This is a genomic window from Brevibacillus composti, assembly GCF_016406105.1.
Taxonomy (GTDB): Bacteria; Bacillota; Bacilli; order Brevibacillales; family Brevibacillaceae; genus Brevibacillus; species Brevibacillus composti.
This window is the reverse complement of sequence record NZ_CP066308.1, coordinates 1,830,459-1,849,914: the sequence shown is the minus strand read 5'-3', so window position 1 is coordinate 1,849,914 and position 19,456 is coordinate 1,830,459. Positions and strand designations below refer to the sequence as shown.

Annotated in this window: 19 protein-coding genes and 1 pseudogene; 4 read left to right on the top strand and 16 right to left on the bottom strand. The window is 57.4% G+C overall.

All coding sequences use genetic code 11. The features are described 5' to 3' along the window. Positions 1-104 precede the first annotated feature (104 nt). The 4 genes from ffh to JD108_RS09590 all read right to left on the bottom strand — a co-directional run bounded on the left by ffh (position 105) and on the right by JD108_RS09590 (position 3,224). Positions 105-1,514, bottom strand: coding sequence for a signal recognition particle protein (gene ffh / locus JD108_RS09605; protein WP_198829598.1), 1,410 nt, complete (start codon positions 1,512-1,514; stop codon positions 105-107). Positions 1,515-1,524: 10 nt separating this feature from the next. Continuing rightward, positions 1,525-1,863, bottom strand: coding sequence for a putative DNA-binding protein (locus tag JD108_RS09600; RefSeq protein WP_198829597.1), 339 nt, complete (start codon positions 1,861-1,863; stop codon positions 1,525-1,527). A gap of 105 nt (positions 1,864-1,968) precedes the next feature. Further along, the gene (locus JD108_RS09595) at positions 1,969-2,682 is read right to left on the bottom strand and encodes an anti-sigma factor family protein (RefSeq protein WP_198829596.1); all 714 of its coding nucleotides are present in this window, start codon (positions 2,680-2,682) and stop codon (positions 1,969-1,971) included. Continuing rightward, positions 2,652-3,224 carry an RNA polymerase sigma factor gene (locus JD108_RS09590; RefSeq protein WP_198829595.1) on the bottom strand — a complete coding sequence of 191 codons (573 nt, stop codon included), beginning with the start codon at positions 3,222-3,224 and terminating at the stop codon, positions 2,652-2,654. The genes JD108_RS09595 and JD108_RS09590 overlap by 31 nt, the downstream gene beginning before the upstream one ends. Positions 3,225-3,427: 203 nt before the next feature. Between JD108_RS09590 and JD108_RS09585 the strand changes: the two genes are divergently transcribed. The 4 genes and pseudogenes from JD108_RS09585 to JD108_RS09575 all read left to right on the top strand — a co-directional run bounded on the left by JD108_RS09585 (position 3,428) and on the right by JD108_RS09575 (position 6,557). After that, positions 3,428-4,582 (top strand): COG1470 family protein, encoded by a 1,155-nt coding sequence (locus tag JD108_RS09585; protein WP_198829594.1) that lies wholly within the window; start codon positions 3,428-3,430, stop codon positions 4,580-4,582. A 57-nt stretch (positions 4,583-4,639) separates the two neighbouring features. Beyond that, positions 4,640-5,014, top strand: a pseudogene (locus JD108_RS22815) (ABC transporter ATP-binding protein); the annotation flags it as partial. Continuing rightward, entirely contained in the window at positions 5,003-5,533 is a 531-nt protein-coding gene (locus JD108_RS22810) for an ATP-binding cassette domain-containing protein (protein ID WP_407649430.1), read from the top strand. The pseudogene JD108_RS22815 and the gene JD108_RS22810, both read left to right, overlap by 12 nt. A 55-nt stretch (positions 5,534-5,588) precedes the next feature. Continuing rightward, positions 5,589-6,557 carry an ABC transporter permease gene (locus JD108_RS09575; protein ID WP_228728421.1) on the top strand — a complete coding sequence of 323 codons (969 nt, stop codon included), beginning with the start codon at positions 5,589-5,591 and terminating at the stop codon, positions 6,555-6,557. Between the two features lie 66 nt (positions 6,558-6,623). Here the strand turns inward: JD108_RS09575 and ftsY are convergent, their stop codons facing one another. The 12 genes from ftsY to JD108_RS09515 form a co-directional block, all read right to left on the bottom strand. Then, complete coding sequence (gene ftsY, locus JD108_RS09570) at positions 6,624-7,631, bottom strand: signal recognition particle-docking protein FtsY (RefSeq protein WP_212138876.1); 1,008 nt, start codon at positions 7,629-7,631, stop codon at positions 6,624-6,626. Positions 7,632-7,665: 34 nt separating this feature from the next. Next, on the bottom strand, positions 7,666-11,235 hold the full coding sequence (smc, locus tag JD108_RS09565) for a chromosome segregation protein SMC (RefSeq protein WP_198829590.1): 3,570 nt from the start codon (positions 11,233-11,235) through the stop codon (positions 7,666-7,668). A 240-nt stretch (positions 11,236-11,475) separates the two neighbouring features. Then, entirely contained in the window at positions 11,476-12,177 is a 702-nt protein-coding gene (gene rnc, locus JD108_RS09560; protein ID WP_228728365.1) for a ribonuclease III, read from the bottom strand. 39 nt (positions 12,178-12,216) lie between these two features. Continuing rightward, the gene (fabF, locus tag JD108_RS09555; RefSeq protein WP_198830055.1) at positions 12,217-13,458 is read right to left on the bottom strand and encodes a beta-ketoacyl-ACP synthase II; all 1,242 of its coding nucleotides are present in this window, start codon (positions 13,456-13,458) and stop codon (positions 12,217-12,219) included. A gap of 138 nt (positions 13,459-13,596) precedes the next feature. Next, a complete protein-coding gene (gene acpP, locus JD108_RS09550; RefSeq protein WP_198829588.1) occupies positions 13,597-13,830 on the bottom strand; it encodes an acyl carrier protein in 234 nt (77 codons plus the stop codon). Positions 13,831-13,896: 66 nt separating this feature from the next. Beyond that, positions 13,897-14,637 carry a 3-oxoacyl-[acyl-carrier-protein] reductase gene (gene fabG, locus JD108_RS09545; protein ID WP_198829587.1) on the bottom strand — a complete coding sequence of 247 codons (741 nt, stop codon included), beginning with the start codon at positions 14,635-14,637 and terminating at the stop codon, positions 13,897-13,899. Next, positions 14,634-15,581 (bottom strand): ACP S-malonyltransferase, encoded by a 948-nt coding sequence (gene fabD, locus JD108_RS09540; protein WP_198829586.1) that lies wholly within the window; start codon positions 15,579-15,581, stop codon positions 14,634-14,636. Before fabD ends, fabG begins: the two co-directional genes overlap by 4 nt. A gap of 14 nt (positions 15,582-15,595) precedes the next feature. Next, on the bottom strand, positions 15,596-16,600 hold the full coding sequence (locus JD108_RS09535) for a beta-ketoacyl-ACP synthase III (protein WP_198830054.1): 1,005 nt from the start codon (positions 16,598-16,600) through the stop codon (positions 15,596-15,598). A 5-nt stretch (positions 16,601-16,605) separates the two neighbouring features. Beyond that, positions 16,606-17,631: a phosphate acyltransferase PlsX gene (gene plsX, locus JD108_RS09530; protein ID WP_198829585.1), complete on the bottom strand. Its 1,026-nt coding sequence runs from the start codon at positions 17,629-17,631 to the stop codon at positions 16,606-16,608. A 20-nt stretch (positions 17,632-17,651) separates the two neighbouring features. Beyond that, a complete protein-coding gene (gene fapR, locus JD108_RS09525; protein WP_198829584.1) occupies positions 17,652-18,236 on the bottom strand; it encodes a transcription factor FapR in 585 nt (194 codons plus the stop codon). A 392-nt stretch (positions 18,237-18,628) separates the two neighbouring features. After that, a complete protein-coding gene (rpmF, locus tag JD108_RS09520; protein WP_081656575.1) occupies positions 18,629-18,799 on the bottom strand; it encodes a 50S ribosomal protein L32 in 171 nt (56 codons plus the stop codon). Positions 18,800-18,934: 135 nt separating this feature from the next. Continuing rightward, positions 18,935-19,450: a YceD family protein gene (locus tag JD108_RS09515; protein WP_198829583.1), complete on the bottom strand. Its 516-nt coding sequence runs from the start codon at positions 19,448-19,450 to the stop codon at positions 18,935-18,937. Between the last annotated feature and the right edge of the window lie 6 nt (positions 19,451-19,456).

The following is a 19,456-nucleotide window of genomic DNA, read 5'->3' as shown; positions in this document are numbered from 1 at the left end:
GTTGTTCACCTCCTATAGAAATCAACGCGGTTTTGAAAATCACGTTGGCAATGCTTTATCTGAACCATCGCACTTCGCCATAGCGAGATGCGAAGAGATCATCCTTATTTAAAGGGCGGTTTGAAATTGAACGGGAAGTTGGTTCCTCCCTGGTTGCCGCCTTTGCCGAGGAAGGGCAGGCCAAAGCCGCCTTTCTTCTTGGCTTTCTTCTTCATCTTGTCGGCCACACCCGTAAACTGCTTCATCATCTTTTTCATTTCTTCAAACTGCTTGATGAAACGGTTCACTTCCTGAATCGAGGTGCCGCTGCCCGCCGCGATGCGTTTGCGTCTGCTGGCGTTGAGCAAATCGGGGTTGGCCCGCTCTGCCTTGGTCATCGATTTGGCGATCGCCTCGACACGGGCAATCTGCTTTTCATCGACTTTGACAGCGCCTTTCATCTTGTTCATGCCGGGCATCATGCCGAGAATGTCCTCAAACGGCCCCAGATTGCGCATCTGCTGCATCGCATCCAGGAACATGTCAAAGGTAAACTCCCCTTGACGCATCTGCCGTTCCATTTCCCGCGCCTTCTCTTCGTCGACAGCTTCCTGCGCTTTTTCGATCAGGCTGAGCACATCGCCCATCCCGAGAATCCGGGAGGCCATGCGATCGGGGTGGAAAGGCTCCAGTGCGTCCAGCTTCTCGCCCATCGCCGCGAATTTGATCGGCTTGCCGGTCACGGCTTTTACGGACAAGGCCGCACCGCCTCGGGTGTCGCCGTCCAGCTTGGTCAGGACTACACCCGTCAGCTCCAGCTGACTGTTGAAGCTCTCCGCTACGTTGACGGCGTCTTGTCCCGTCATCGCATCGACGACCAGCAGGATTTCATCCGGCTTGGCCACATCCCGCACCTGCTGCAGCTCTTCCATCAGCGCTTCGTCAATATGCAGACGGCCCGCCGTGTCGATCAGCACATAGTCGAGATGATTTTCTTTAGCATACTGGATCGCTTGTCTCGCGATCTCTACCGGGCTTACCTGATCTCCCAGCGAGAATACCGGGACATTCAATTGTTCGCCCAAAACCTGCAGCTGCTTGATCGCGGCCGGACGATAGATGTCGGCTGCTACCAACAGCGGTTTGCGATTTTGCTTTTGCAAATACTTGGCCAGCTTCCCGGTCGTGGTCGTCTTACCGGCACCCTGCAGCCCCGCCATCATTACGACCGTCGGCGGCCGATGGGAGGCGGTCAGCTGGGCGACGTTTCCGCCCATGAGCTCGATCAGCTCTTCGTTCACGATCTTGATGACCATCTGGCCAGGCGTCAGGCTTTTCAGCACTTCCTGCCCGACCGCCCGCTCTTTGACGCGAGCGACGAAATCTTTTACGACTTTAAAATTGACGTCAGCTTCCAGCAGGGCCAAACGAACTTCGCGCATCGCCTCATTGACAATGGTTTCGTCGATCTTGCCTCTGCCGCGCAATTTGTCAAATGCGCTTTGCAGCCGGCTGGCTAAGCTTTCAAACGCCATACGAGCCCTCCTAATCCATCTCTGACAGTTGGTGGAGCAAAGTGGTCAAATCTTCTCTCGCTTTCTCGTCCGCGAGCCCTTCGGCAATTTTCTGCATGCGGGCGAGCAGAGCCTGGCGCTGTTCATGACGGGCGGACAGCCGCAGTTTGTCTTCGTACTCGAAGAGCTGCTTTTCGGCCCGCTTGATGTGGTCATACACAGCCTGTCTGCTGACCTCGTGCATCTCGGCGATTTCCCCCAGCGACAAATCATCCAGATAGTACAGCTCCAGATATTCGCGCTGCTTGCCTTTGAGGAGCGGCGCGTAGAAGTCAAACAAGAGATTGACTTGATTGGTTTTTTCGAGCATGGAACCAACCCTTTGCTGAGAGGTACTCGAATCTTGCTGTAAAGAACTTTTCCTTTACAGCACGATACTTATACTACCCAATTCTCCATGTGCTGTCAAGGTTTTTTATTGACAAGTTTTTCGGACGTACACACACGAACATGCTGCCTTGCAAACCATCCGTTCCTTCCATTGTATCATACCAGACGGGGAAGAGCAGTCATCGATGACGAAGCAGATCTCGACGTCTATCTCGATCAGCGTGCCGCTCTCGCCCGCGTAGATCCGCTTTTCATAGAAAGGGGCGCGATACACCCGGATCTCCCCGCTCATTTCTGCCATGTCTGCAGCCGTCTTTCGATAGAGTGAGGGCTCCGAAGCGCTGTCGAGCTGGTGATACGTAAGATACCGGAGCATGCTCTCCCCCTCCAGCCGATAGACAACCGCCGTCTCCTGTCGCTCTGAAAAACCGCTGTCCCCTCCGGCCGGTTCCAGGAGCAGCAGGGAAAGCCACAGACTGGCCGCAGCCGACAGCAAAACGGCCGCGGCCCGAACTGTCCGCCGGCGCAAACCTCCCCGCTCCATCCGATCGAGGGACCGCCGCAAACGCCTGCCCGCCCGTTCGATCGCCATGGACTCCATCTGTTCGGGCAGGGGGCCTTCCAAAATATGCGCCCATTCCCGATGCAACTCTGCGCAGGCGGGGCAACTGCCGAGATGCTCCAGCACTTCCCGTTTGCGCCCCGCTTCCAGACCGCCGCGCACCAGATCGATCACTTCTTCTTCCACGACAAGCTCGCAGCGCCCGATCACTTCTCCCTCCCCTCCTTTCCAGCCCATCCGTTCTGCACCAGCTGCTTGCGCAGATTATGCAGCCCGTAGCGAACGAGAGATTTCACCGTCCCCAGCGGCCGGTTCATGGCCTGGGCCAATTCGCGATGGGTTTTGGCCTGAAAGTAGAAGCCGTACACGGCCTGACGCTGCGCCTCCGGGATGCCGCCGAGCACATCTCGGACCAGATCCCGCTCCAGCTTGGTCAAGATCGTCTCCTCGACGGTTGCCATCTCTTTCGCAGGCGGCAGGTTTTTGGCGTATTTGGCCTTGATTTTGGTCTTCCGCAGCCGGTCGATGCAGCGCGAACGGGTCTTTACCGCGAGCCAGGCCTCTACGCTTCCCCGCTCTTCCTTATACTGATCCGCCGTCCGGTACACCTCCAGAAAAACATCGTGACACAGATCCTCCGCCTCAGCGGGGTCATGCATGATCCGCAGGGCGGTTCGGTATACAAAGGTTGCGTATTTTTCATAGAACCGCTCAAAGGCTGCCCGCGAGCCCCGCCCGATCTCCCGCAGCAAGTGATCATCCTCTATCTTTGCCGACACGATGACTCCCCCTTGCACGTATCTTCCTCTCTACTATTTGTGTAGCAAATCGGCAGGGGGTCTACAATGCGTCGGACCGACTTTCCAATACCTTTCCAAAAGCTTTCCACCAGCTTTCCAACACTTTTCCGCAACTTGCCGCACATCCAAACCGCCGGCTTCCGCCGTACTAGAGATGAGCAAAAATAAAAGGGGGAAACAGGATGAAGCTCATGTGGAAACGGCAAGCCCTCCTCGGAGCAGCGCTTGCCCTCAGTCTGACGATGAACGGCCCGTCTGCGGCCAAGGCGGCTGGCACTCTGGACCTGTATACGCCATATCCCGCCATTACCGTAACGCCGGGTGAATCGATCCAGTATACCGTCGATGTGATCAACAACGGCGCCGCGATCGAGAGCACCGACCTGAAGCTGGAGAATTTGCCGCCCAAATGGGAAGCGGAGCTGACCGCAGATGGATGGAGCGTGCAGACGATCGCCGTCAAGCCCAAAGAGTCTCGCTCTCTGACGCTCCAGGTCGACGTGCCGCTGGATGCCAACAAAGGGGTATACCACCTGCGGTTGCAAGCGCCGGGGAAAACCCAGCTGCCGCTCACGGTCAACGTGTCCCAGCAGGGGACGTTTAAAACAGAGCTGACCAGCGAGCAGACCAATATGGAAGGACATGCGGACTCGCAGTTTGCCTACAATGCCAGCCTGCGCAACCGGACGGCGGACAAACAGCTGTACGCTTTGACCGCACAGGCTCCCCAAGGCTGGGACGTCCAGTTTAAATCAGAAGGAAAAAGCGTGACATCCGTCCAGGTCGATGCCAACGGCTCCAAAGATATCGACATCGAGGTCCGTCCGCCCGAAAATGCGCAGGCAGGCGCCTACAAGATTCCGGTGAAGGCAGCCACCTCGTCCACCTCCGCCCAATTGGAATTCGAAGCCGTGATCACGGGCTCCTACGATGTAGAGGTCAGCACGCCAAGCGGTCTGCTCAGTACCGATGTCACCGCAGGCGACTCCAGGAAGCTGCAGCTCAAGGTCTCCAATACCGGCTCCGCCGACCTGCGGGGTCTCGAACTGCGCGCCAATACGCCCGCCAAATGGGAAGTTACTTTTGAACCCAAGCAAATCGACAAGCTGGCAGCAGGACAATCTGCTGAGGTGACAGCCACGATCAAGGCTGACAGCAAAGCGATTGCGGGCGACTACGTCGTCGACGTCAGCGTCAATTCGCCGGAGGCTTCCGATGACGCCCAGTTTCGTGTCGCGGTGAAAACCTCGCTGCTCTGGGGCTGGCTCGGGGTCTTGGTCATCGTCGCCGTAGCAGGTGGTGTGGCGTATCTGTTCCGCACCTACGGGAGGCGGTAAGCGATGGAGGAGACCATCGTCCTTGCGGATGTGTCCAAAGAGTATGGCTCTTTCAAAGCGGTCGACCGGCTCTCCCTCTCGATCCGCCGCGGTGAGATTTTCGGTTTGCTGGGCCCCAACGGAGCGGGAAAATCGACGACGATCCTGATGATGCTCGGCTTGACGGAGCCGACCGGCGGCAGCATCCGCGTCTGCGGGCACGATCCGCGCACCGAGCCGCTCCAGGTCAAGCGGAAAGTGGGCTATCTGCCGGATGATGTCGGGTTCTACGACGATCGGACTGGCATGGAAAACCTGCTCTTTACCGCCCGCTTGAACGGTCTTCCCGCCGAGAAAGCGCGGGAGCGGGCGGAGCATCTGCTCAGCCAGGTGGGCATGGAGCAGCACGCCCACAAGCGCGCGGGCACCTATTCCCGCGGGATGAGGCAGCGTCTGGGGCTGGCCGATGTGCTGATGAAAGAACCGGAGGTGATCATCCTCGACGAGCCGACACTGGGGCTGGACCCTGAGGGGGTGCGGGAGTTCCTGCTGCTGATTCAGCGATTAAGCCGGGAACAGGGAATCACCGTGCTTCTCTCTTCCCACCATCTGCACCAGGTGCAGCAGATCTGCGACCGCGTCGGCCTGTTTGTGGCAGGCAGCCTGTTGGCCGTGGGCACCATGTCCGAGCTCTCCGCCAAGCTGTTCGCGGATGAACCTGTGGTGATTGAGGCCGACGTCTTTCCGGCAAGCGATCAGCTGCTGGAGAAGGTCGGCTCTCTGGACGCCGTCACCCATGTGGAACGCGCCCACAGCGGCGAGTTGGTCATGACCTGCCGAAGCAATGCGGCCGCGGACATCGCCCGGCTTGTCGTGGAATCCGGCGCGAGTCTGCACCGCTTGAGCACCAAAACATACGGTCTGGATGAAATCTACCACCGCTACTTCGAAGGGGGGCAGAAGCATGCTTGAACGAATCCTCCAGCCGCGTACCGAATCGAGCAGCCAGCCGGCGGCGAAAGCGGATATGATGACCACCCCCCGGGTAGACGTACTCAGCCCGTTTTGGGTATTGGTCCAAAAAGAGATGGCCGACCATCTGCGCAGCTGGCGTTTTGTCATTCTCGTCGGCCTTCTGGCACTGACCTGCATCGGCTCGCTTTATACGGCGATGACGACGATTCGCGATGCGGTTACATCCCAAGGAGGCAGCGAGTCCTTTCTCTTCTTGAAGCTGTTTACCGTATCCGATGGCTCTCTCCCGCCCTTTATCACCTTTGTGGGCTTTCTCGGCCCGCTGCTCGGGATCGGCATGGGCTTTGATGCGATCAGTTCGGAGCGGTCAAAAGGCACGCTGAACCGACTGCTGTCCCAGCCGCTGCATCGCGATACGGTGATCAACGCCAAATTTACCGCCTCCCTGATCGTGATTACGATCCTCTTATTTGCCCTGGGCTTTCTCGTCATGGGCATGGGACTCATCTCCATCGGCATCCCGCCGACGCCCGAGGAGTTTGCGCGGATGGTCTTTTTCCTCGCGCTGAGCGTGCTGTATATTGCCTTTTGGCTCAGTGTGAGCGTGCTGTTCTCCACCCGTTTCCGCCAGGCGGCCACCTCGGCTCTCGCCAGCATCGCAGTTTGGCTGTTCTTCAGCGTGTTTTTCCCGATGCTGGTCAATCTCGTCGCCAGCTCGACGATGCCCGCCCAGGCGACGCCGGAGAAACTGCTGTCCCATCAGCACTTCGTGCAAAACCTGTCGCGTCTGTCGCCAAGCCAGCTGTACAGCGAGGCGACGACGACCATGCTCACGCCCTCGGTGCGCAGCCTCGGCCCGCTCACGATGGAACAGGTGTACGGAGCGATCCCAAGTCCGCTGCCGTTCGGCCAAAGCCTGCTGCTCGTCTGGCCGCAGATGACCGGGCTGCTCGCGGCCACTGCCGTCTGCTTCGGCCTCTCCTACGTGCTGTTCATGCGTCAGGAGATCAGGGGCCGCTGACGGCGAGCGCAACCTGTCGCCAAAACAAAAAACGAGCCTTTCTCGGGCTCGTTTTTCTTTGCACTTCTATTCTTGTGCCTGCTGCTCTTCCGCTTCTTTGGCGATCAGGCCGGCGAACAAGGCGTGGACGAATTGCTCCGGATCAAACGGCTGGAGATCGTCCATCCGCTCGCCCAGTCCCACGTATTTGACGGGGATATTCAGCTCGTTGCGGATCGCGATGACGATGCCCCCCTTGGCTGTGCCGTCCAGCTTGGTCAGCACAATGCCGGTCACGCCGGCAGACTTGCCGAAAGTCTTCGCCTGGGAAAGCGCATTTTGTCCCGTCGTCGCATCCAGCACCAGCAGCACCTCATGCGGTGCGCCGGGAATCTCCCGCTGGAGGACGCGGTGCACTTTGCTCAGCTCTTCCATCAGGTTCACTTTGTTTTGCAGGCGACCGGCGGTATCGCAGAGGAGGATATCGGCTCCCCGCGACTTGGCCGCATGCACGGCGTCGTAGATGACCGCAGCGGGATCGGCCCCCTGCTGGTGCTTGATCACATCCACCCCGACGCGCTCTCCCCACACCTCCAGCTGGTCGATGGCAGCCGCCCGGAAGGTGTCGCCCGCTGCCAGCAGCACTTTTTTCCCCTGCTGCTTGAACATATGGGCCATTTTTCCGATCGTGGTCGTCTTGCCTACGCCGTTTACGCCGACGAACAGGATGACATTGAGGCGTCCTTCTTCGATCCGCAGACTGGCGTCCATCCCGTCCTCGTTTTTCAAGAGAGCGACCAGCTTCTCCGACAGGATCGGCTGCAGGTCCATCGCATTTTCAATTTTTTGCTTGCGCACCTCGGAGCGGAGCTCGTCGATCAGCTCCATCACCGTGTTTACGCCGACATCGGCGGTGATCAGGATCTCCTCCAGCTCTTCGAAGAAGTTTTCATCGATCTTCTTGTAGCGGCGGACCAAATCCTCCACCTTTTCGACCAAGAGGTCCCTGGTTTTCGCCAGTCCGTCGGTAAATTTCTGCGTCACCGCTTCCGACTTCTGTACGATGGTATCCCGCAAGCGTTTAAAAAAACTCATGATCATCTTCCTTTTCTCGTCTATTCGAAACAGCCTACGCGCTTTCGATGAATTTGCGCGTGTCCTCCAGCTTGACGGACACGATCTTGGAGACGCCGCCCTCCTGCATCGTCACGCCGTAGAGCACATCCGCGCTCTCCATCGTTCCTTTGCGGTGCGTGACACAGATGAATTGCGTTTGGCCGCTGAACCGATGCATGTACTCGGCAAAGCGCGTCACATTGGCCTCGTCCAGCGCCGCCTCCACCTCGTCCAGCACGCAGAAGGGGACAGGCTTTACCTTCAGAATGGCAAACAACAGGGCCATCGCCGTCAAGGCACGCTCCCCTCCGGACAGGAGCGCGAGATTTTGCAGCTTTTTGCCGGGCGGCTGGGCGACGATGTCAATCCCGGTCTCCAGCAGGTTCTCTGGATTGGATAATACCAGATCTGCGCGTCCGCCGCCAAACAACTGCACAAACACGTCCCGGAACTGCTCGGAAATAGCGTCAAAGGTCTCTTTGAAGCGGCGGGACATCTCCTGATCCATCTCGGAGATGACCTGGTAGAGCATCGCCTTGGCTTCGTTCAGATCTTCTTCCTGCGAGCTGAGGAATTGCTGCCGCTCCGACAGTCTGTCATATTCTTCAATCGCGCCCAGGTTCACCGTGCCCAGGGCAGCGATTTCTTTCTTCAGCCGGTTGACGATCTGCTGTTCGCTGGCCATCTCGCCCTTGGGCGGATACTTTTGCTTGGCCAAGTCATAGCTGAGTTCGTACTCTTCCGAGAGTTTGTTCAACAGATGATCCAACTCCACATCAAAGCGATTCACCTTTACCTCTTCCTGGTGCAGGCTGTCCTCCAAGGCTTTCAGCCGTTTGCGAATCTCTTTTACTTCGAGTTCCACCTGCTCCTGGCGCTGATAGAGCGTCGCTCTCTCGCCCCTGCGCTCCTGAATCAGCGCAGCCACGCGATCCTTGTCCTGGCGCAGCTCGGCAATTTTCTGGTCCAGCCCGGCGCTGCTTGTTTCATTCGTCGCTTCCAGTTCGTCAAAGGAGGCGAGCGTCTGGTTCAGCTCCTCCCACTCGCGCTGCAGCGTGCGCCGCTGCTCCTCCAGCCTCTCCACTTGCTCTGTGCGGGACTGGTGCTCTTGGCGCACCTGAGCCTCCAGCACCTTCAGGCTGGTGATGCGCTGGTTTATCTCTTCTTTGGACTCCAGCTGCTCTTGCCGCTTCGCTTCGGCGGCTGCTATCATGCCGGCCAGCTCCTGCTCTTCGGCTGTCATGGCGGCAAGCGCAGCCTCCAGCTCGGCCAGCTTGCGGCGCGCTTCTTCCATCTCGCGCTCATATCCGGCGATGTCCTGGTCGACGATCTGCAAGCGGTCGGAGAGATGGCGCCCTTCGCCTTCGGTTTGCTGCAGGAGGACTTTTACCTCCTGCTCCTTGAGCCTGAGGCTTTCCCCCTGCGTCCGCAGCTGCTCTTGTTCCTGCTCGATCGCCCGGAGCTCATAGGTCAGCTCCTCTACCTGCCTAGTATGGCCCAGAATGGCCTGTTCGATCTGGTTCATCTGCGCTTCCAGCTCTTCTGCCTGCCGGTTGCGGCCGAGCAGATTGGCGGTGTTTTTCTTCAGCGCGCCACCCGTCATGGAACCGCCGGCATTGACGATGTCTCCCTCCAGGGTGACGATCCGGTAGCGATAGCCCATGGCCCGCGCCACCCGGTTGGCGGTCTCCAGCGTCTCTGTCACGATCACATTGCCGAGGAGGGACTCGACGATCGAGCGGTACGCGGCGTCAAAAGAAACCAGCTCGCTGGCGATGCCCACGACTCCCGCTTCTTTTCCGAGCAGGCGCTTGTCATCGGCCTGCAAGCTGCGCGGCCGGATCACATCCAGCGGCAAAAAAGTGGCCCGGCCCGCATTGTGCTGCTTCAGGTAGGCAATCGCGGCCCGGCCTGCCGCTTCGTTTTCGACGACGACATTTTGCAGGGCGCCCCCTAGCGCTACCTCTACCGCGGTCTCATACTTTTCCGGGACGACGACCAGTTCGGCTACGGCGCCGTGAATCCCTTGGAACCCGCGTTCGCGCGCCTTCAAGATCTCCTTGACGCCCTGTTGGAAGCCGGAAAAGTCGGCTTGCATTTCCTTGAGCATGTCCAGCCGCGAGCGGACCGCTTCCTTGCGCTGCTCTCCCTGCCGCAGCTCCCGGCGAGCCGTCTCCAGGCGCGCTTGTCCTTCGCGGATCTGCTCCAGGGAGTCCTTGTAGCGGGCGAGCGTCTCGTGAATCGAGGCTTCGATCTCCTGAAGCTGCTGCTTCAGCGCCTCCACTTTTTCTACCCGGGTGGTCTCTTCCTGATCCAGGCGCTCCTTTTCGGCCAGGAGCCTGTCCGCACGGGCTTGTCCTGTCTGCAGCAGCTGCTGCTGATGGCGAATGTCGTTGCGCAAATTGGCCAGCTGATTCACCTTTTCAAAATAATCGCCCTTCAGTCTCTCGACGTCGTCCGTGAGCGACTGCACCATGGAGTAAAATTCTTGTTCCGCCTCGCGCAGCGACTTCTGGGCATCGGCCAAGCGCTTGCTCGTCTCTTCGGTGCGGGTCCGCTCCTCTTCCAGCTCTGCCTCCACCGCCCGCTGCTTTTCGCTGATCCGATGCAGCTGTTCCATCGTTTGCTGGCGGTTGGCCGCGAGGTTGCGCAGCCGCTCCTTCAAGACCTCGCGCTGTCCCTCTACCTTTTCCGTCTCTTCGCTGACGGTCAGCAGCACCTGCTGCAGCTCTTCGATGGATTCATCGATCTGGCTGACGTGAAATTTGGCTTTTTCCAAATCGGCTTCCCGCGAGGATGCCTGGGCAGTCTGGCCCGCCAGCTCCTGCTGCAGCTCTCCGACGCGCTTGCCTGCTTCCTCCCACTTGGCATGGGCCGCTTCAATCTGCTGGACGTAGAGCGAGATTTCGTGCTCGACCAGCGTCTGATTCAGCTGCTTGTAAGTGCGAGCCGTCTCGGCCTGTTCCTTCAGCGGACCGATCTGTTCATTGATCTCGCTGACGATATCGTGGATGCGAACAAGATTTTGCTCGGTTTCATCCAGCTTTTTCTCTGCTTCCCGCTTCCGGGTCTTGTATTTGACAATCCCGGCCGCCTCTTCAAAAATGCCGCGGCGATCCTCCGACTTCGTGCTCAGGATCTCTTCGATTTTCCCCTGTCCGATGATCGAGTAGGCTTCCTTGCCCAATCCCGTATCCATGAACAGCTCCATGATGTCCTTCAGCCGGCACGCGCGCTTGTTTATGTAGTATTCACTATCTCCCGAACGGTAGACGCGACGGGTCACGGACACTTCGGAATACTCCACGTCCAATGAGCGGTCGGTATTGTCCAGGGTTAAGGTCACTTCCGCAAAATTGACCGGCTTCCGCGAGTCGCTCCCGGCGAAAATGATGTCCTCCATTTTGGCGCCGCGCAGCGATTTGGCGCTCTGTTCGCCGAGTACCCAGCGGATCGAGTCCGACACGTTGCTTTTCCCGCTCCCATTCGGTCCGACGACAGCGGTAACGCCCGGGACGAACTCCAGTTCCGTCCGGTCTGCAAACGATTTGAACCCTACCAATTCCAGTCGTTTCAAATACATACAAGCGGTCCTCCCACATAAAAGCTCCTGACAGGGCAGGAGTTAACAAAATCACGTCATTTCAAGGATTGCTCGCCCTTATTTTATCACAACCGCAGACGTTTGGCGAAGGCGGCCGACCGCCTGCCCAAAATAACGCCGGCCCGCATCCGAGCCGGAAGAACCCGATTCTTCCCCATCCGTCTCCATGAAAAATGACGAAAGCCCGCTCTCCGTCCGTGAAGCCCGGGCTTTCGTCATTTATCTGGCTCCCAGCTTGATCAAAGCGCGAGCAGCAGCCTGCTGTTCCGCCTCTTTCTTGGAGCGGCCTGTCCCTACTCCGAGGGAGCGATTATTCAAAAGAACTTCAGACACGAACTCACGGTTGTGCGCGGGACCCCTCTCTTCCAAAATCCGGTAGTTGATTTCTCCGAGATTGTCCTGCTGCACGAATTCCTGCAGCTGACTTTTGAAATCCGTAAGATTGGTGAACTCTCCTTTGTCCACGCGCGGGTACACGTATTTTTCCATAAAGGAAAACACGGCATCCAGACCCTGGTCCAGGTACAATGCCCCGATAAATGCCTCAAACACGTCTGCTAGCAGTGCAGGCCGCTGCCTGCCACCCGTCAATTCTTCCCCTTTTCCCAAGAGGACGAGCTCGCCGAAGCGCAACAGCTCGGCGAATTTGACCAGAGAGGGCTCGCAGACGATCGCGGCCCGCAGCTTGGTCATCTCGCCCTCGCTCATCTTGGGAAAAGTCTTGTAGAGAAACTGGGAAACGGTAAGCTCCAGAACGGCGTCGCCAAGGAACTCCAGCCGCTCATTGTCTTGAATTCGCTTGCCGCGTTGCTCGTTGACGTAGGAAGAATGGGTGAACGCTTGCCGCAATACACTCTCATCGCGAAACCGAATCCCAATGGTTTCTTGCAGCTCGGCAAAATTCATCACCCTCACCACCATCCCCGAAGACTTCCTACTCTTCTTCTGAGCAGGAACCATTTATGCCTCGTAACGCTTCAAAATGACGGTTGCGTTGTGTCCGCCAAATCCAAAGGTATTGGAGACGGCCACATGCACATCCGCTTTGCGTGCCACATTGGGAACATAGTCAAGATCGCACTCTGGATCGGGGTTTTCCAGGTTAATCGTCGGCGGCAAAATCTGATCGCGCAGAGCAAACGCCGTGGCAATTGCTTCCACACCGCCAGTCGCCCCGAGCAGGTGCCCCGTCATCGATTTGGTCGAGCTGACTGCCAGCTTGTAGGCATGCTCTCCGAATACTTCCTTGATCGCCATGGTTTCCGCAATGTCACCCTGGTCCGTAGAGGTGCCGTGTGCATTAATGTACGCCACTTCGGTCGGATCAATACCCGCATCCTTCAGGGCGTTTCGCATGCAACGCGCCGCCCCTTCGCCGCCCGGCGACGGAGCCGTGATGTGATGGGCATCTGCGCTCATCCCGTAGCCGATCACTTCGGCGATAATCGTGGCGCCGCGCTTCTTGGCATGCTCCAGCTCTTCCAGGATGAGGACGCCTGCCCCCTCGCCCATGACGAATCCATCCCGTCCGATATCAAACGGACGGCTCGCTTTCTCCGGCTCGTCATTGCGCGTGGACATCGCTTTGGCCGAACAGAAGCCGGCAAAGGCCATCGGCCGGATCGTCGCTTCCGCTCCTCCCGTGATCATCACGTCGGCATGGTCATACTGAATGAGACGCAAGGCATCGCCGATTGCATTGGTACCGGTTGCACAAGCGGTAATGGCGCTGGACGTAGGTCCCTTTGCACCGTACTGGATGGATACGGCGCCTGAGGCCATATTGGCGATCAGCATCGGGATGAAGAACGGGCTGACGCGGCGCGGCCCTTTTTCCAGCAGCACCTGATGCTGTTCCTCCCACGTGCTGAGTCCGCCGATGCCGGATCCGATGTATACACCAACACGTTCCGCATTTTCCGCTGTAATCTCCAGCTTCGCGTTTTCTACGGCCATTTTGGCTGCAGCCAATCCAAACTGAACGAATCGGTCTGTACGTCGAATTTCCTTTTTGTCCATGTAGTCTTCCGGGTTGAAATCTTTGATTTCTCCCGCAATTTTTGTCGGGTAATCTGTGACATCAAAGGATGTGATCCGGGAAATGCCCGACTTCCCTTCGAGCAGATTCTTCCAGAATGTATCAGCGTCATTACCCAGCGGCGAAACTACACCAACGCCGGTAATCACCACTCTTCGTTTCATCATGTATCACCTCTATCGTAAAGTCAGCCATACGCTTCCTTGTTTCACCCAATACATGCAGAGGCATAGTCTGTCCCGGCACGATTCCTCATGAAGGAGGGGAAGTCCCGAGATGCTCGGGACCCCCACTGAAGGAAACTACTTGTTAGCGTCTATGTAGGAAACAACCTCACCAACAGTAGTAATCTTTTCAGCGTCTTCATCGGAAATCTCCAGATCGAATTCGTCTTCCAGTTCCATGACGAGCTCGACTACATCCAGGGAGTCGGCACCCAGATCTTCTTTGAAAGAAGCCTCCAAAGTGATTTTGGACTCATCTACACCCAGACGGTCTACGATGATTTTTTTCACGCGATCGAATGTATCTGCCATTTTGCTTCACCCCCTCTCCCCGTAATTATAGTGGATGAGCCTATGAAAAACTAGCAGGCTCTTTGCTTACATATACATGCCGCCGTCGACGTGCAGCGTCTGTCCGGTCATGTAGCCTGCCGCATCTGATGCCAGGAACAGCACGACACGGGCGATATCCTCCGCCTGCCCGAAGCGGCCCAGCGGAATCTGGTTCATCATCGCGGACTTCACGTCCTCCGGCAAGGCAGCCGTCATGTCGGTATCGATAAAGCCCGGAGCGACCGCATTCACGGTAATGCCGCGCGAAGCCAGTTCGCGGGCGGTCGTCTTGGTGAGGCCGATCACGCCGGCTTTGGCTGCCACGTAGTTGGCCTGCCCCGGATTGCCCATCACGCCGACGATGGAGGTGATGTTGATAATCCGGCCGGAGCGCTGCTTCATCATCGGACGGGTGGCGGCCTTGATGCAGTTGAACACGCCCTTGAGATTGATCGCGATGACGTCGTCCCACTCTTCTTCTTTCATCCGCATCAGCAGGTTGTCGCGGGTGATGCCCGCATTGTTTACCAGGATGTCGATGCTGCCAAAGTGGTCCAGAGCCGTCTTGAACATCTCGTTTACTTCTTCTGCCTGCGATACATTGGCTCGAACCATGATCGCGTCGCGGCCCAGCTCTTTTACCTTGGCGACAGTTTCTGCAGCCGCCGCCTCACTGCCGGAATAGTTCACCACGATATTGGCTCCCGCTTCGGCCAGCGTAAGTGCGATTGCCCGTCCGATTCCCCGGGACGCTCCGGTTACCAGTGCCGTTTTTCCTGTGATCATAGAACCCCTCCGTTCAACAACTCCGTCAGGGATTCCATATCCTGCACGGAAACGATTTTTGTGTCTGCTGGTGCAATTTTCTTAATCAAGCCAGACAGGACTTTGCCGGGACCGACTTCCACAAAGGTGGTCACGCCTTGTTCCGCCATCCACTGTACCGAGTCCTCCCAGAGAACCGGAGCGGCTACCTGTTGAATCAGGCTGTCGATGATTGCGCCTGCCTCCGATACGGGGCGGGCCGATACGTTGGCGACGACAGGCACTGCCGCGTTTTGGACGTTCACGTTCGAAAGGACAGCCTGCAGTTGCTCGGCTGCCGGCTGCATCAGGCTGGAGTGGAACGGTCCGCTCACGTTCAGGGCGAGCACGCGCTTGGCGCCGGACGCTTTGGCTTTCTCTCCTGCCTGTTTGACTCCTTCTGCCGAGCCGGAGATGACGATTTGTCCCGGGCAATTCATATTGGCCAGTTGGACCGGATGTCCGCCGCCGCTTACCTCTTCGCAAAGGGCGTGCAGGGCATCGCGCTCGAGTCCCAGCACAGCCGCCATCGCGCCCTGACCGGCGGGAACCGCTTGCTCCATAAACTGGCCGCGGGCGCGAACGGTCCGCACCGCATCGGTAAAGGAGAGCGCTCCGGCCGCTACCAATGCCGAATATTCACCCAAGCTGTGGCCCGCGTAAAAATCGGCCTGCACGCCCGGCTGTTTTTCGCGAAGGGCCTCCAGCACGGCAATGCTCGCCGTCAAGATGGCCGGCTGCGTATTGGCCGTCAGCCGCAGCTCCTCCTCCGGCCCTTCGAAGCAGAGCCGGGAGAGGGAAAAGCCCAACGCTTCATCCGCCTGTTCAAATATCCGGCGGGCCGCTGCCGATTGCTCAGCCAGCTCTTGGCCCATGCCGACAAATTGAGAACCCTGTCCCGGGAATACAAAAGCTACTTTCCCCACTGTGCTTCTCCTCCTTACGCTTCCTGGGTCGACCATTTGAGAAGGGTCGCTCCCCATGTAAGCCCCCCGCCGAAACCGACGAGTACGACATTGTCGCCTTCTTTCAGCCGGCCTTCCTGAATGGCTTCATCCAGCGCCACCGGGATGGATGCGGAAGACATATTTCCGTAGCGTTGCAGGTTGATTGCGACCTTGTCCTCCGACAGACCGAAACGCTGCACCGCAGAATCGATAATCCGTTTGTTTGCCTGATGCGGCACGAGCAGATCAATATCATCCTTGGCCACACCCGACTTTTCCAGGACCGCTTCCGTGGCCGAATTCATCACGCGGACCGCAAATTTGAACACTTCTCCGCCTGCCATCGAAATGTAGTGAAGATTGTTCGTAACCGATTCCGCGGACGCCGGAGTGCGCGATCCCCCGCCCGGCAGGCAGAGAAGCTGTCCGCCGGAGCCGTCTGCTCCCAGCTCGAATGCTTGGAAGCCGTAGCCCTCCTGCACCGGACCGAGCAAAGCCGCCCCCGCCCCGTCTCCGAACAGGACGCAGGTGTTGCGGTCTTCGTAGTTGGTGATCTTGGAGAGCGTCTCCACGCCGATGACAAGTACGTAGCGGTAAAGGCCGCTCGCGATGAACTGGCTCCCTGTCGCAATTCCGTAGAGAAAGCCCGTGCAGGCGGCAGACACATCGAGGGCCGCCGCTTTTTTCGCGCCCAGCTTCTCTTGGAGGATGCAGGCTGTCGAGGGGAACATCATGTCCGGTGTGACCGTCGCCACGATGATCATATCCAGCTCTTCCGCACTGACATTCGCTTTGGCCAGGGCCTTTTTCGCCGCTTCCAGGGCCAGATCCGAGGAAGCCTCGTCGGGACCGCAAATGCGGCGCTCCCGGATTCCGGTGCGGCTGACAATCCACTCATCGGACGTCTCTACCATCTTCTCCAAATCAAAATTGGTCAACACTTTTTCCGGCGTATGGGAACCGGTAGCCAAAATTCCGACCGAACGCATTCCTTTCATCGGTTTCACTCACTTTCTCCCGGTATACTTTTTTCTTCGGGCCTATTTTTCTGCAAGGCATCCTGGATGAAACCATTGACGTCCTGCGATACAAAGCGAATGCCGCTGATGATCGCATTTTTGATCGCACGCTCGTCTGACGAGCCGTGCGCCTTGATGACAGGCCGCCGCAATCCCAAAAGCGGTGCTCCTCCGTACTCCGCGTAGTCCATGCGCTTGCGAAAACGGACCAGACCCGGTTTTAGAATAGCCGCTCCTACTTTATTAATCAGGCTGGAAGTAAACTCCTGCTTCAGCACCGAAAAGATCGTCGATGCCGTGCCCTCCATCGCCTTCAGCAGCACATTGCCGACAAACCCGTCGGAGACAAGCACGTCACATGCGCCCTGCATCACATCGCGGGACTCCACATTTCCGATAAAATGCAAATCCGCTTCCGCGAGCATGGGGTAGACGGCTTTGGTCAGCTCATTTCCCTTGCCTTCTTCGGTCCCGACGTTGAGCAGGCCGACGCGCGGCGGGTTGAAGCCCAGCACTTTTTCGGCGTACAGACTGCCCATCACCGCGTACTGATAGAGATGATGCGGCTTGGCGTCCATATTGGCCCCGACATCGAGCGCCAGAGTGACCTTCCCTTTGATATTGGGGATAAAAGCAGCAAGCGCAGGCCGCTCAATCCCTTCCATCCGGCCGCAGTACAGCAGACCGGCCGTCATCAGCGCCCCGGTGTTGCCCGCCGAAATCGCGGCGTCCACCTTTTCCTCTTTGGCCAGCTGCACGGCCACGACCAGAGAGGAATCTTTCTTTCTTCGGACGGCGCGCACCGGTTCATCGTCTGCTTCGATGACTTCCGACGCCGGGTGAATTTCCAGATTGGGGGGGAGCTCGCCCGGCAACTCACGCCGGATCGCTTCTTCGTCTCCCACCAGTACGATTGTTACCGACGGATACTCTTTGACTGCCTCGACCGCACCCAGTACGGCGCTTCGAGGAGCATGGTCTCCGCCCATCGCATCCAATGCGATTCGCATCCGTGTCCCTCCTTAGGCTCTCATCTGTGGTGCATGGTGACACCGGACATGCCCACAACCCGAAAGGTTGCCGTAAATACCAGCTCACCTTGTACCTTCGTTTCTACGCGGACTTTGCACTCGTCTCCGTCACGGCTGCGCACGACCGCTTTGGCGACCAGCTTTTCGCCCAGCCTGACTGGACGAACGAACCGAATCCGCGCCGTCGCCGTCAGCGCGACATCGGCATCGATCACCGCGACTGCCAGCGAGTTGGCTTGGGCAAATATGTAATGCCCGCGAGCGATCTGCGTCCGGGCAAACACATGCTCTTCCTTGATTTCCAGCACGGAAATCGCTTGTGCGTCCAATTGAAGATCGACGACCTCGCCGATCACTTCATCGATCCCGAGCGATTTCACAGGATCCAGACTTTTTTCAGCCACCGACTTGATCCGCTCCCGCAACTCGGGGATCCCGAGCTCCAGCCGGTCCAGTCTTATTGTTTGGATACTTACCTGAAACAACTCAGCAAGATCCTCATCTGTGGCAAATGGATGTTCCTGCAAGCTTTGCACCAGCCTTTGCTGGCGGTCTTTTTTCGGTAAGCGGGCGATGATCAGCACCCCCTGTGTTCGTTATCTGTATATGATTACGATCTGTTTTTAATACCAGGTACCAAGAAAAGTATACGGGAGGATTTCTTCAAATACAAGCGTCGATCGCCCGCTCGGGCAAAATGATGACCATCGGCCTGTATCGCCACATGCTTCCCGGAGCGCAATAGTACGAGGCCATAGGGAGAAGGACATCGTGCTGATTCGTACGCTTATCAGGAGAAGCGCGGAAACAGACTCGGAATCTAAGACCCTTCGAAAGATCAGAAAAGGGTTACCTGGCCGGGTACCGGGGACGTTCCATCAAATCTCTCGTCTCTGCCCGGAGCTGAGCAGGAAAACCAGTACAGCACCGTTTGCACGCAAATAAAAAAGCAAGGTGATTTCTCACCCTGCTCTTCTTACTTCGCTACTTTCACACCTTTGTAGTGTCCGCAGCTCGGGCAAACGCGATGCGCAAGCTTGTATTCGCCACAATTATCGCATTTGATCATGCCTGGAATCTCTAATTTGAAGTGCGTACGACGCATTCTTTTACGGGTTTTGGAAGTTCTCCGTTGAGGTACTGCCATCTTCCTTACACCTCCTTCAACTGATAAATGCTGAGAAGTTTTCTATGGGTGGATGGAATAGGCGAAACGCTTTTTGCCATCCTTCAAAAATGGGACATCCAGAAACAAATCTGCTGCCTCACTTTGAAAACCTGGTCATTTGCTGTCCTTGAAAAAGTCAGCCAATCCGGCGAGTCTGGGATCGATTCGCTCGTTTTTGCAGCTGCAGGGCTGCTCGTTGCGGTTCACACCGCAGGTCGGACACAACCCTTTGCAATCATCCTCGCACAAGGGGAATGCAGGAATGTCCAATAAAAAATTCTCCTGAAGCAAAGGAGCAAGCTCGATCTCATCGCTCTCCAGCGGGAGAATCTCGCTGTCCTCTTCATCCGCAAGCAGCGATTCGGCAGGGGCAAAGGTTTCCGAAAACGGAATCGCCACATGCTGCTCAAACGGCCGCAAGCAACGGGCACAGACGAATTTGACGTCTGCCTGCATATCTCCATTGATGTAATAGAGATCGCCCAACTTCGCAGCTTCGCCCTTCGTTTCGACAGGGGTCAGACCGCGGATTTCTTGATGACGCGCTTTGAGCTCGTCCGGATCCAGCGTCAACCGGAATGCCAGCGGCTCGCCTTCGCGACGATCCAAATCTGCAATTTTGATATTCACATCATT